The sequence below is a fragment of the Streptomyces canarius genome, assembly GCF_014650735.1.
Classification (GTDB): domain Bacteria; phylum Actinomycetota; class Actinomycetes; order Streptomycetales; family Streptomycetaceae; genus Streptomyces; species Streptomyces olivaceoviridis.
In genome coordinates this window covers 210,386-222,586 of record NZ_BMVN01000012.1, presented here as the reverse complement: position 1 = coordinate 222,586, position 12,201 = coordinate 210,386, and the positions used below count along the sequence as shown (strand labels likewise).

General features: G+C 74.5%; 10 protein-coding genes. 5 read left to right on the top strand and 5 right to left on the bottom strand.

Annotation, left to right across the window (positions count from 1 at the left end; genetic code table 11):
• Positions 1-178: 178 nt before the first annotated feature.
• Positions 179-1,021 (top strand): ATP-grasp domain-containing protein, encoded by an 843-nt coding sequence (locus tag IE294_RS19575; RefSeq protein WP_189887792.1) that lies wholly within the window; start codon positions 179-181, stop codon positions 1,019-1,021.
• Between the two features lie 44 nt (positions 1,022-1,065).
• Here IE294_RS19575 and IE294_RS19570 read toward each other — a convergent pair whose 3' ends face one another.
• Positions 1,066-1,374: a hypothetical protein gene (locus tag IE294_RS19570; protein ID WP_189887790.1), complete on the bottom strand. Its 309-nt coding sequence runs from the start codon at positions 1,372-1,374 to the stop codon at positions 1,066-1,068.
• A gap of 235 nt (positions 1,375-1,609) precedes the next feature.
• Complete coding sequence (locus IE294_RS19565) at positions 1,610-2,194, bottom strand: DUF488 domain-containing protein (RefSeq protein WP_189887788.1); 585 nt, start codon at positions 2,192-2,194, stop codon at positions 1,610-1,612.
• A 292-nt stretch (positions 2,195-2,486) separates the two neighbouring features.
• Here IE294_RS19565 and IE294_RS19560 point away from each other — a divergent pair, with 292 nt between their 5' ends.
• The 4 genes from IE294_RS19560 (at position 2,487) to IE294_RS19545 (ending at position 7,847) form a co-directional block, all read left to right on the top strand.
• On the top strand, positions 2,487-4,271 hold the full coding sequence (locus tag IE294_RS19560) for an N-acetylglutaminylglutamine amidotransferase (protein WP_189887786.1): 1,785 nt from the start codon (positions 2,487-2,489) through the stop codon (positions 4,269-4,271).
• A complete protein-coding gene (locus IE294_RS19555; RefSeq protein ID WP_189887784.1) occupies positions 4,268-6,487 on the top strand; it encodes a S9 family peptidase in 2,220 nt (739 codons plus the stop codon). The genes IE294_RS19560 and IE294_RS19555 overlap by 4 nt, the downstream gene beginning before the upstream one ends.
• Before the next feature lie 119 nt (positions 6,488-6,606).
• Entirely contained in the window at positions 6,607-7,272 is a 666-nt protein-coding gene (locus IE294_RS19550; RefSeq protein ID WP_189887782.1) for a peptidoglycan-binding protein, read from the top strand.
• Between the two features lie 56 nt (positions 7,273-7,328).
• On the top strand, positions 7,329-7,847 hold the full coding sequence (locus IE294_RS19545; RefSeq protein ID WP_189887780.1) for a flavin reductase family protein: 519 nt from the start codon (positions 7,329-7,331) through the stop codon (positions 7,845-7,847).
• Between the two features lie 34 nt (positions 7,848-7,881).
• Here IE294_RS19545 and IE294_RS19540 read toward each other — a convergent pair whose 3' ends face one another.
• The 3 genes from IE294_RS19540 to IE294_RS19530 all read right to left on the bottom strand — a co-directional run bounded on the left by IE294_RS19540 (position 7,882) and on the right by IE294_RS19530 (position 12,159).
• Positions 7,882-10,302: a SpoIIE family protein phosphatase gene (locus tag IE294_RS19540; protein ID WP_189887778.1), complete on the bottom strand. Its 2,421-nt coding sequence runs from the start codon at positions 10,300-10,302 to the stop codon at positions 7,882-7,884.
• A 147-nt stretch (positions 10,303-10,449) separates the two neighbouring features.
• Positions 10,450-10,830, bottom strand: coding sequence for a hypothetical protein (locus tag IE294_RS19535; protein WP_189887776.1), 381 nt, complete (start codon positions 10,828-10,830; stop codon positions 10,450-10,452).
• Between the two features lie 411 nt (positions 10,831-11,241).
• A complete protein-coding gene (locus tag IE294_RS19530; RefSeq protein WP_189887774.1) occupies positions 11,242-12,159 on the bottom strand; it encodes a MurR/RpiR family transcriptional regulator in 918 nt (305 codons plus the stop codon).
• Positions 12,160-12,201: the final 42 nt, after the last annotated feature.

Here is a 12,201-nt window from a genome sequence, read left to right as displayed (position 1 = left end):
GTGCGGGGCGGGAGACGGGTGGTGACCGGGGGTGGCCGAAAGCCGCCGCACCCTGCGGCGTAACCTTTCTCCGCCGTCACCGCCGCCGTCGAAGACGCCGCCGACACCGGCCCCGCACCGCGCCGCACCACCCACCCGCACCGCATCCGCAGCCCCCGCGCCGCCCCGAGGAGCCCCCATGCCCGCCGCCCGCCCCCGCCTGCTCTACGTCACCGACCTGGCGTACCGGGCGCGTGGGCGCCGTTACTGCGACGAGGACATCCACCTCACGTCCCGGCTGCGCGCCCACTTCGACCTGGCCCTGTGTCATCCGGTGGACGCCGCCGCCCTGATGGACGGCTTCGACGCCGTCGTCGTCCGCAACAGTGGGCCCGTCCTCGGCTACCGGAAGGAGTACGACGCCTTCCGCGCGCGGGCGCTCGCCGCCGGGACCCGGGTGTACAACCCGCTCACCGGGAAGGCCGACATGGCCGGGAAGCAGTACCTGCTCGACCTGGACGCCGCCGGTTTCCCGGTGATCCCGACCGTCGACCGCGCCGAGGACCTGGACCGGCTGCCGGCCGCCGAGCGGTACGTGGTCAAGCCGAAGCACGGCGCGGACTCCCTCGGCCTGCGCGTCGTCCCCGGTGGCGAGGTCGCCGGACTCGCCACCGGGGACGTCCTGATCCAGCCGTGCGTCGACTTCGCCTACGAGGTGTCCTTCTACTTCGTCGACGACGACTTCCAGTACGCCCTCTACGCCCCCGACCCGGAGCGCCGCTGGGAGCTGCGGCCGTACCGGGCCACCGCCGCCGACCTGGAGTTCGCCCGCCGGTTCATCGACTGGAACGACCTCGGGTACGGCATCCAGCGCGTCGACGCCTGCCGCGCCGCGGACGGAGGTCTGCTGCTGGTCGAACTGGAGGACGTCAACCCCTATTTGTCCCTGGACGCGCTCCCGGAGGAGGCGAGGGACGCCTTCGTCACCGCGTTCACGGCGTCCCTGAACCGGTTCGCGCGGGGGGTGCTCGTCCCGGCCTGACGGTGATCGGCGAGTACCCCGGCACCCCGCCCCTGACGTGGCGTTCAGGGCCGGGGATCGGTGCGGTGCCACCGTGGCCGTGCCTCACCGCCGCGGCGTCCGGCCACGGACGCGCGGCGCGGGCACACGCGCCGCACCCGGTCTGCCGCGCCCCCGGATTCCGGGAAGGTGTCCGGCCGGCCGACGTGCGGGAAGCGCGTCAGCCGGGAGCGGCTGAGGGACGGTCCGCGGACGGTCTGGTCCGGACCCGGCTCCCACGCGTGGACCCCGCCGACGGGCAGCCGGCGCCGGCCGTCCTCCTCGTCCGTCCACTGTCCGGAGGCGGCGACGGCGTACTGCTTCGGGCATTCCATGGTGTGCTCCGGAGCCGGCCGACCGTGACGGCGACGCGCGGCCGTCCGGTGTGGCCGGTGCGGAGCCCGTCGGCGGCCCTGCGTGCCAGGGGGCGGGAAGGCTCGTACTCGGTCGTCGTGGCACCGTCCTCGACTCGGCTGGTCCGCCTCCGCGTGCCCTGCCGGGCGCCCGCCACACCCCACGGCGCCGGCGGGCCCGCGGGACCGGAACGCCGTGCCTTACGCGCGGGGGACCTCACCCTGCTGCTCGCGGACCGTCGTCGTAGACCAGGAGCCCGTCATCGCGAAGGCGTACACCGGGCGTCGGGCTGTGCGCCATGAGGCGCCCGTCGTGCATCAGGTGCAGGGCGAGCGCGCCACGGGCCAGGACGGCGAAGTCGGCGATCAGGCGCCGGTGGCACCTCCACCACACCGCCTCGCTGCACATCACCGCGGTACGCTCCTCGCCCGCCTGCCGCAGCACGCCGTCCATCGCGGTCACGAACTCCGCGCTGCGCGTGTGAGCGGCGTAGCCCCGGAAGGAATCGTTGCGCCAGACGGTGTCGGGTGAGTCCGGCGACGGCTTGCGCCATCCGCCCAGCCGCCGCTCCCACCGGTAGGCGATCTGCTCCTCGGGCATCCACTCGGCCAGCCGCTGCCGTGACAGGTCCGGATCGCGGCGACTGCCCGGCGCGGTCCTGACGTCCACGACGGCGGCGACGCCGGCTTCCCGCAGGAGGTCCGCCAGCGTCGTCCGTCCGGCCGTGCCGTGGCCGAAGGTGATCAGCTCCAGGCCCGAGCGGGCAGCCCCGCCTGCGGGATCGGTGCGGACATGGCTCATACACCGAGTGCACCACGTGCGGGCGCGCCGGTGCGCGGCGCGGGGCTTACCTGCTCAGGGCCTGGGCACTCGAGAACGACACAAGCCGCCGCAGCCGCCGGCCTCTGTTCCCCGAAGTCATCGGGGCGCCGGCCCGGCCCGCGTTCGCCGCGGCACGCCGGCGGTGGCAGTCGCCGCTTCCGCGAGCCGCGCGACACGTTCTGTCGTCTACAGAAGGGGACGTCATGTATCGCAGCACCGTCCAGCCCGGCACCGGAGGGCGCGCCGGCGCGCCGGATGGAGGCGGGGCGTCATGTGCGGTCTGAGCGGGGAGGTCCGCTTCGACGGGCGGTCGCCCGACCTCGCGGCCGTCGGACGCATGACGGAGCGGCTCGCCGACCGCGGACCCGACGGGCAGGGCACCTGGAGACGGGGCGCGGTGGCGTTGGGACACCGCCGCCTGAAGATCATCGACCTGTCGGACAGCGGGTCCCAGCCCATGACGGACGCCCGGGGCGAGGTCACCGGCGTCTTCAACGGCTGTGTGTACAACTATCCGGAGCTGCGGGAGGAACTGCGCCGTCTCGGCCACCGCTTCGCGTCGACGTCGGACACGGAGGTGGTGCTGAACGCCTACCGGCAGTGGGGGACCGCGTGCGTGGAGCGTTTCCGGGGCATGTTCGCCTTCGCGATCGTCGAGCACCGCACCGGCCGCGTCGTCCTCGCCCGGGACCGGCTCGGGATCAAGCCCCTGTACCTGGCGCGGACGCCGGGCAGGCTCCGGTTCGCCTCCACGCTGCCCGCCCTGCTGGCCGCCGGAGACGTGGACACCTCACTCGATCCGGTGGCCCTGCACCAGTACCTGAGCTGGCACGCCACGGTCGCGGCCCCGCGCACCGTCCTCAACGGGGTGCGCAAGCTGCCCCCGGCCACCGTGCGGGTCGTCGAACCGGACGGCACCTACCGGGACCATTGCTACTGGCAGCCGTCGTACACGCGCCGGCCCGAGTACGCCGGCATGACAGCGGCCGAATGGCGGGACGCGGTGCTGGACGCGCTGCGCGTGGCCGTGCGCCGGCGGACGGTGGCGGACGTGCCGGTCGGTGTCCTGCTCTCCGGCGGCCTCGACTCCAGCCTCATCGTCGCGCTGCTGGCCGACGAGGGGCAGCGCGACCTGCTGACGTTCAGCGTCGGGTTCGAGACGGAGGGCGGCGAGGAGGGCGACGAGTTCCGCTACTCCGATCTGGTGGCCCGGGAGTTCGGCACCGACCACCGCCGGCTGATGGTTCCCTCCGAGCGGGTCTCGACGGCTCTGGACGGGGCGTTCGCGGCGATGAGCGAGCCGATGACCAGCCACGACGTGGTCGCCTTCCACCTGCTGTCCGAGCAGGTGTCCCAGGAGGTGAAGGTCGTGCAGAGCGGGCAGGGCGCCGACGAGGTCTTCGCCGGTTACCACTGGTACCCGGAGCTGGCGTCGGTCCCCCGCGAGGACGAGCCGGAGCGGTACGCCGCGACCTACTTCGACCGGTCGCACGCCGACCTCGCCCGGGTCCTGCGGCCCGGGACGCTGCCCCACGACGACGTCTCGGGACGCTTCGTCCGGGAGCACATGGCGCGGCCGGGGGCGGAGACGGCGCTGGACGCCGCCCTCCGGCTGGACACGCACGTCATGCTCGTCGACGACCCCGTCAAGCGGGTCGACAACATGACCATGGCCTGGGGCCTGGAGGCCCGGGTGCCGTTCCTGGACCACGAACTGGTCGAGCTGGCGGCGGCCTGCCCGCCGGAACTCAAACTGGCCGACGGCGGCAAGGGGGTGCTGAAGGAGGCGGGCCGCAAGCTGCTGCCCCACGAGGTCGTCGACCGCCCCAAGGGGTACTTCCCCGTGCCGGCGATCCGGCACATGGCGGGTCCCGTCCTCCGGCGCGTGCGGGAGGCACTTCAGGCACCGGAGGCAAGGCAACGCGGTGTGTACCAGGAGGCGTACGTGGCGGAACTCCTCAGGGCGCCCGACGAGCACCGGACCAGGCGGGGCGCGAACGCGCTCTGGCAGATCGCTGTGCTGGAGATATGGCTTCAGACCCACGGAATCAAGTGACCGACGACCGGGGCGCGCGGGCGGCGCACGGCCCGGCACCCGCCGTCATCCGCTCCGGACCACCAGGTCCGACAGGTCCGGGCCCCGACCGGTCCCCGGACCGCCGTACCGGGGACCTCCTCGACGCCGCCCGTGCCGCCGCCCCCGCACCGGTGCCGCTGCCCGAGGCGGGCGGCCCGCGAGACGCGGTGACACGGCTGCGCGCGCACGGCTGCTGGTACCCCTCCGCGAACGCCGACGGCAGCGAGACCGCCTTCATCTGCGACCGGGGAGGCGTCCCCCAGCTGTGGGCCGGGCCCGTCGACGGTGACGAGGTACGGCTGCTCGACACCTCACCGGACCCGGTCAAGGAGGTGTCCTGGTCACCGGACGGGCGCTGGATCGCGTACACCACGGCGCCGGGCGGCGGTGAGCACTCACGGGTGCTCTGCGTACGGCCCGACGGCACCGGCCGCCGCATCCTGGCGGGAGCCGACCCGGCGAGTTCCGCCTATCTGGGCTGCTGGGCCCACGACGGCTCGGCCGTCGCCGTCACCGTCGCGGCTCCGGCCGCCGCCGCGTACGGCGTCCTCGCGAGGCAGGCCCTGACGGACTCCGGCCCCGCGGACGACCGGCTCGCCGGGATGCGCCCGGCGGCCGACTGGGCGGACCGGGACGGCCACGCCACGCTCCTCGGCCCGGCCGCGCACGACGCCGCCTCGGGGGTGGTGCCGGACGGAGCCCCGGCCGGCACCACGGCACCGGCGGCCCGGCCCGACGGCGGCCTGTCGGTCTACCTGATCGACCCCGACGGCCTGGCCTCGCCCGTCCTGCTCACCACCGAGACCCACGCCGCCTCGCTGCGCGCGTGCGACCTCAGCCTTGACGGCGGCCTCGCGCTGCTGCGCCGGGGACCGCGCGGACGGCGCGAGGCGGTCGTCCTGCGCACCGCCGACTCGGTGACCACCCTCGTCGTGCCGGTCGCCGACGGCGACCCGTGGATCGGCCGGTTCTCCCCGGACGCGCGGACACTGTGGCTGCGCAGCAACGACGACCGCGAGTACGCCGCACTCGTCGCGATCGCCCTCGACGCCGACGGCGGGCCGCACACGGTGTCGGTCGCGGCGGAGCGTGCCGGAAGCGACCTGGAACTCCTCGCGCTGGCCCACGACGGCCGCACCGCCGCGCTCGCCTGGAACGTGCGCGGCGCGAGCGAACTGGAACTCGTCGAGACCTTCCCGACGGGGCGGACCCCGGACGACACGGGCCCGGCACGGCCGTTGCCCCTGCCCCACGAGGTCGTCACCCGCGTGACCGCCGCCGGTGCCGGGCGCCTGCTGCTCGCGCTGTCGGGGTCGCAGCGCCGCCCGGGCCTGTGGTGGGCCCACGAGGGCGTGTCGCTGCTGCGCACCCCGTGGTCCTCCCGGGACGAGGACGCCGTCCCGCCGGGCCGCCCACCGGTGCGCCCCGTCCCCGTGCGCCTGACCGCGCGGGACGGGCTGCCCCTGAGCGGCTGGTACTACCGGGCGCCGGGGCGCGCCCCCGACGAACCGGCACCCTGTGTGATCCACCTGCACGGTGGCCCGGAGGAACAGGAACGCCCGGTGTTCCACCCGCTCTACCACGAGCTGGTCGGGCGCGGCCTGGACGTCTTCGCACCCGACGTCCGGGGCTCCCTGGGGCATGGCCGCTCGTTCGTCGACGCCGACCTGGGCGCGGGCCGCTTCGCGGCCCTCGACGACGTCGCGGACTGCGCGGTCCACGCGGTCACCGCGGGCCCCGCCGATCCCACGCGGCTCGCGGTCATGGGCCGCTCGTACGGCGGCTATCTGACGTTCGCCTCCCTCGTGTGGCACCCGGACCTGTTCCGCACCGGAGTCGCCGTCTGCGGCATGTCCGACTTCCTCACCTTCTTCGCCGGTACGGAGCCGTGGATCGCAGAATCGGCGGCGCACAAGTACGGCCACCCCGAACGCGACCGTGAGCTGCTGCACGCCCTGTCGCCGATGAGCCGCATCGACGCGCTGCGCGTCCCGCTGCTGGCCGTCCACGGCGAACACGACACCAACGTGCCACCGGGGGAGTCCCAGCAGTTCGTACGGGCCGCGCGGGAGCGGGGAATCCACGCGGAACTGCTGACCCTGCGCGACGAGGGGCACGACTTCCTGCGCGCGGACAACCGGCGCCTGTTCCGCCGCGCCGCGGCCGACTGGATGCAACGGCACCTCCACACGTGAACCCCCCCGCCTCATCAAGGGGGAGCGGGGCCGCCTGAACGAGGCCGCGGCGGGCGCCGTATCCGAGGACGCGGGCCGCGCGGACCCCGCCCTCGCCCGCGGGACGGAAGGAGAACCAGGTGCCGACACCGCCCGACCCCGAACAGCCGCCGCCCGGACCGGTCCTGGAGCCCGTCCGGGTCGTACGCCTACGCCGCTTCGACGCCCTCGCGGAACTCATGCGGGAGATCCGGCCCGATCCGGTGACCCACGAGGACGACACCCGGGAACTCCCGCCCGTACCCGCCTCGGCCCCTCCCCCCTCGGGTACCCCCGGCCCGAGCGCGGGCCCGCGCCGGGCCACTGTGGCCGCGGCCGTCGTGGCGGCGGCCCTCGTCGGCTTCGGCTGCGCCCTGCTCCTCCCCGGCCGTCAGCAGGCCGCCGCGACCGCCCGCCCGGCCCCGCCGGTCACGACCGCACCGCCGGCCACCGCACCAGGCGGCCCGCCGGCTCCCACCCCGTCGGCCGGACCCACGGCCCCCGCCACCGCGCCCGACCCCGACGGCCCCGGCACCCTCCGCCGGGGCGACACCGGGCCCGACGTCGCCGACCTGCAACAACGCCTGCTGCGCGTCCCGGACGTCTACCGCGACGGCTCCACCAGCGGCACCTACGACACCACGCTCACCGAGGCCGTGGCCCGCTTCCAGCTCTGGTACGGCGTCAGCGGCGACGAGAGGGGTGTGTACGGGAACGACACGCGCCGCGCGCTGGAGTCCCGCACCGGCGTCGGCGACGATTCATGAGCGGCACACCGGGCACACGAGGACCACCGGGCGGCGGCGGACGGGAGCGGAGCGGCATGGCGGACGAGAGCGGCACGCGGGGCCGACAGGGGCGACCGGACCTGGACGGCTTCTTCGACCGGCTGGACCCGGACATGTGCGTGGTGACCGCCGCGGCGAGCGGCAGGCGCGCCGGTTGCCTGGTCGGCTTCGCCTCGCAGTGCTCCATCCAGCCGCCCCGGTTCGCCGTCTGGCTGTCCAAGGTCAACCAGACCTACCGGGTCGCCCGGGCCGCGCAGTTCCTCGCCGTCCATCTGCTCACCCGCGACCAGCGGGACCTGGCGGAACTCCTCGGTGGCGAGACGGGCGACGAGGTCGACAAGTTCGCGCGGCTCGCCTGGCGGGAGGGGCGGGGCGGCACCGCCGTCCTGGAGGACACGGCGGCCTGGTTCGTCGGTGCCATCCTCCAGCGCACCGACGGCGGCGACCACGTCGGCTTCGTGCTCGACCCCGTCGAGTGGGGCGAGGGCCGCAGCGGCCCCCTGTTGCGCCTGTCCGACGCCGTCACCATCGACGCCGGCCATCCCGTGGACTGAGCCCGGCGGGCCCGGACCGATCCGGACGCCGCCGTCAGCCCTCCGCGGCCTCCGTGGCGTCCTGCGCGTCCTCCAGGGGCATCCGGATGTCGAGCACGCACACGTCGTCGCGCCGCTCGTCCGCCAGCATCGCCGCGAGCAGCGCGTCCAGGGACCCGGACTCGCCGCGGCCGTGGGCGCGCACCACCTCGGCCAGCCGGGCGAAGCCCGCGTCCAGGCCCTCGCCGGGGCGTTCGACCAGGCCGTCGGTGTAGAGCAGCAGCCGGTCGCCGGGTTCCAGACGCAGCTCCCGCGACTCGTACGCGGGGGCGGCCGTCGCGCCGAGCAGCATGCCGCCGGGCCGGTCGAGGAAGCGGACCTCGCCCCGGCGTACCAGCAACGGCGGCGGGTGCCCCGCCTGCGCCCAGGCGAGGACGTGCTGGTCGGGGTCGTAGCGGGCGAGGACCATGGTGGCGCTGATCTGGCTGTCGCGGGAGTGCAGCAGGAGCTGGTTGAGCCGCGCCAGCGCCCCGGTGAGCGAGGAGCCGGTGCTGACCATGCCCTTCGCGGTGAACCTGAGCTGGGCCATGGTGGCCACCGCGTCGATGCCGTGGCCCGCCACGTCGCCGACCACGAACAGCGCGTCGTAGTCGGGCAGTTCGATGGCGCTGAACCAGTCCCCGCCGACGTGGATGCCGGCCTGCGCGGGCAGGTAGGCCACCTCGACGCGCAGCCCGGCCAGCCGCACCGGCTTGCTGGGCAGCGGCAGCAGGGCGTGCTGGAGCCGGGCCGCCAGGGCCCGTTCGGCCTGGAGGATGCCGCGCTGGAGCAGCATCGCGCGCTCGCTCTCCACCAGCGCGAGTTCCGCGCTGCGCTGCGCGGTGAGGTCCTGGACGAAGCCGTGCACCTCGACCGGGGTGCCCTCGGGCGTGGTGGCGGCCTCGGCGACCATCCGCAGATGCCGGATCCCCTCGGGCGTCTCGATGCGGAACGGCACGTCGAACGGGTGGCCGTGGGAGACGAGTTCGGCGATCGCGTGGGCCAGCGGCCCGGTGTCGTCGGGCAGTACCAGGTCGGGCAGCTCCTCCAGGCGGACCGGCCGTTGCCCGGGGCGCAGACCGAGCACGGCGTACGTCTGCGTGGCCCAGGAGATCTCCTGGGTGACCAGGTTCCAGTTCGCCCAGCCGAGGTTGCCGAGCCGCTGCACGTCGGCCAGGCGCTGCTCCTGGCGCTCCACCGGGTCGTGCCGCAGCCAGGTCACCACCAGGCGCTCGCCCAGCGGAGCGGCCCGCACGGTGTAGGTGGCGGTCACGGGCACCTCGCCGACCACGTCCTGGTAGGCGAACGGCTCGCCCTCGAAGGGGACCCCGGTCTCCAGGGCCTGGAGGTAGCCCCGCCACAGCGGTTCGCCCGCGACCGACGGATAGCTCTCCAGGACACGCCTGCCGACCATGTCGCGGCCGGTGCGGCCGAACACGTCGACCGCCTCCGGGGTGGCGGCGTCGATGAGGTAGTCCTCCACCTCGCCGGAGGGGGCGCGCAGCGGGGTCAGCAGGATCGTCGCGCCCGGCAGCGCGTCGAACACCGCCTGCACGGTCTGCGAGGTGTCCCCGGGCGCGCCGCCGCGCGGGTTGTCGAAGGCCCGCAGCCGGCCCGCGCACAGCCGGGCCACGGCCCGCAGCAGCTCCCGCTCGCGCCGTGTGAACGGCTCGCCGCGCCGGCGGAGCACCCCGAGGGCGACGCACGCGGTGTCCCCGGCCGGCACGGGCAGCCAGGCCCGGGTGGGCCACCGCTCCGGCGGATCGCCGATGAGCAGGTACCGGGTGCGGTCCAGGGCGATGTCCTCCAGCCAGCGCGGCTCCCCGGACTCCAGGGCGTCCAGCGCGGCGACGCTGGTCACCGGGGGGAGCCGGCGCCACTGGGCGGCGAGGGTGGGGTCGAGGCCGGCGTAGCCGATCAGTGCGAGCCCGCCCTCGGGCGGCCGTTCGTACAGCATCACCGCGTCGGCGCCCGCCTCGGACGCGAGGTGGTCCAGCAGGCATCCGGCCAGTTCGTGCGGCGAGCCGACCCGGAGCAGGTCGCGGCCGATGTGGCCCAGGGCGCCCGTCAGGTCCGTGGAACCGGCGGGCACGCTCTCCCAGGAGCGGACGGCGGCGGCCGGGGCGGGAGGCGTCGCGGGCTGCTGCCGGGGCGGCAGGGCGCCCAGGGTGAGCCAGCACTGTTCGAGGAGGGTGCGGTTGCCGTCCTTGGCGCGCTGGACCAGCTCCTGGTGGGCGGCGTCCGGGGTACAGGATGTGACGGCCATCAGCACGCCCTTGGCCCGCTCCAGGACCGCGGAGGTGGCGGCCACGTCCCGTAGCCGTTCCAGTTCGGCGCGCTGCCGGGCCACGACCTTGGCCAGCGCCGCGAGATCGGCGCCGGTTCCGCCGTCGACCGGGGGCAGGGGCTCGCTCGTCACGCGATGAGCATGGCACATCCGGGCCCGTTCGATCACTCGTCTGCCGGGTCGGGATTCACCCGACCGGTGGACATGATCGACGGCTCCGGAAGCGGTCGGAGAGGCGCCCGGGCAGGGCAGGGCGAGGAAGCGGCGAGGGAATGGTGCGGGATCGGCCTGGCCAGGTCAGCGGACCGTGACGCGGGCGGCCAGCGCCTCGCTGACCGCGCGGACGCTGCGCGCGATGTGCTGCAACTGCAACACCTCCGCCGCGTACAGCTTGATCGTGTGCTCGATCACCGATTCGGGCAGTCCGAGCACGGGCAGTTCGGCCCGCGCGGTCTGGAGGGCGGTCCGGGCGACCCGGATCTCCTGCTGCACCTGGATCTGCGCGTGCCGGGCCAGCAGGACCGGGTGCCGGATGAGCGCCGGGTAGCTGGCGTAGCGCGCGGGGATCAGCTCGCGCAGCCACTTGGCGGCCGAGCGCTCCCAGTCGTACGAACCCGGCGTCTTGACCTGACAGGGCCAGTCTGGGCTGATGCGCGTGCTGGTCAGGGGCATGTTCATCGCTTCCGGTGTGCGGCGTCGGAGGGTGGTCGACGGGTTCGGGGCGGCCCCGGTCTAGGGGATGACCGGGGCCGCCACGGGCGCGTCGCGCAGACGACGCGCCCCGGTACACCCCGGGCGCCGACGTGGGTAGGGGACGGCGGCAGGGGGTGTCCGTGCACGGGCCCCGGGCGCGGGGAACCGGCGCTGCGTGCGGTGGGGCGTGCGCATGGGCGGTCCGTCGGCTTTCTCGGGGCGGTGGGCGAGGGAGCCCGCCCGAGCAGTATTTATATATGCCGATCGCTTTGCAAGACGTATGAAAACATTCATGCGCGTTATGAGGTGAATCGTCCCCGTCCACGGCACGGATGACCGCAAGATCTTCACGGATGCCCGAAAGCGGGCGGGAGGAACGGCCGTACCGGCCCCGGTTCAGTCCTTGAGAAAGAACTGGTGCTGCTCGGAGAGCTGCTCGTACTTCTCCAGCCGGGCCTGGGTGCGCTCCGGATCGGCGTCGGTCATGGCCTGCAACAGCGCCGCGGCCAGCACCCCGGGCGCGGCGTAGGAGTCGAACACCAGCCGGGAACCGGTGCCGGTGGCGAAGGTGACGTCGGCCTCGTCGGCCAGCGGCCCGAGCGCCAGGTCCGTCACCAGGGCGACCTTCAGACCCGCGCCGCGCGCCACCCGGACGGCGTGCAGCGTCTCCTGGGAGTGCCGGGGCATGGCGAAGGCCAGCACCCAGCTGCCGCCGGCCTCGCGGGACTGCAACAACGCGTCGTAGGCCACGCTGCCGCCGCGGGTCACCAGCCGCACGTCCGGGTGGATACGGCGGGCCGCGTAGCCGAAGTACTCGGCGAGCGACACCGAGATCCGCAGGCCCAGCACGGTCAGCGGGGTGGAGCGGGACAACTCGCGGCCGACGTGGATCACCCGGTCGGGGTCGGCGAAGTCCCGCCGCAGGTTCTCCAGGTTCTCGATCTCGGCGTCCACGGCCGCCTGCAACTCGTTGGCCCGGTTCTCCTCGCCGGGCCCGCCCGCGAGGCTGCTCAGCGCGATCGACTGGAGCTTCTCGCGCAGCGCCGGGTAGCCGCTGAAGCCGACGGCGGCGGCGAAGCGGGTGACGGAGGGCTGGCTGACCCCGACCCGGTCGGCGAGCTCGGTGATCGACAGGAACGCGGCCTCGGTGATGTGCTCGATCAGGTACTGGGCGATGCGCCGCTGCCCCGGCGACAGACGCGGGCCGTCGAAGAGTTCCCTGAGCCGGGAGGTCGGGGCGGCCTCGGCCGCGGGCACCGTCCTGCCCGACGTGATCGCTGATGCCTGTGCGCGTGCCTGCTGCGGCGAGGGCACCGGTCGGCCTCCTTTGTCTGCCACGAGGACTCAACATAGCTC

Excerpts from the sequence above, each read along its gene's own strand:
- IE294_RS19570 (WP_189887790.1), bottom strand. The coding sequence starts at position 1,374 with ATGGAATGCCCGAAGCAGTACGCCGTCGCCGCCTCCGGACAGTGGACG.
- IE294_RS19560 (WP_189887786.1), top strand. The coding sequence starts at position 2,487 with ATGTGCGGTCTGAGCGGGGAGGTCCGCTTCGACGGGCGGTCGCCCGAC.
- IE294_RS19535 (WP_189887776.1), bottom strand. The coding sequence starts at position 10,830 with ATGAACATGCCCCTGACCAGCACGCGCATCAGCCCAGACTGGCCCTGT.
- IE294_RS19545 (WP_189887780.1), top strand. The coding sequence starts at position 7,329 with ATGGCGGACGAGAGCGGCACGCGGGGCCGACAGGGGCGACCGGACCTG.
- IE294_RS19540 (WP_189887778.1), bottom strand. The coding sequence starts at position 10,302 with ATGTGCCATGCTCATCGCGTGACGAGCGAGCCCCTGCCCCCGGTCGAC.
- IE294_RS19565 (WP_189887788.1), bottom strand. The coding sequence starts at position 2,194 with ATGAGCCATGTCCGCACCGATCCCGCAGGCGGGGCTGCCCGCTCGGGC.
- IE294_RS19575 (WP_189887792.1), top strand. The coding sequence starts at position 179 with ATGCCCGCCGCCCGCCCCCGCCTGCTCTACGTCACCGACCTGGCGTAC.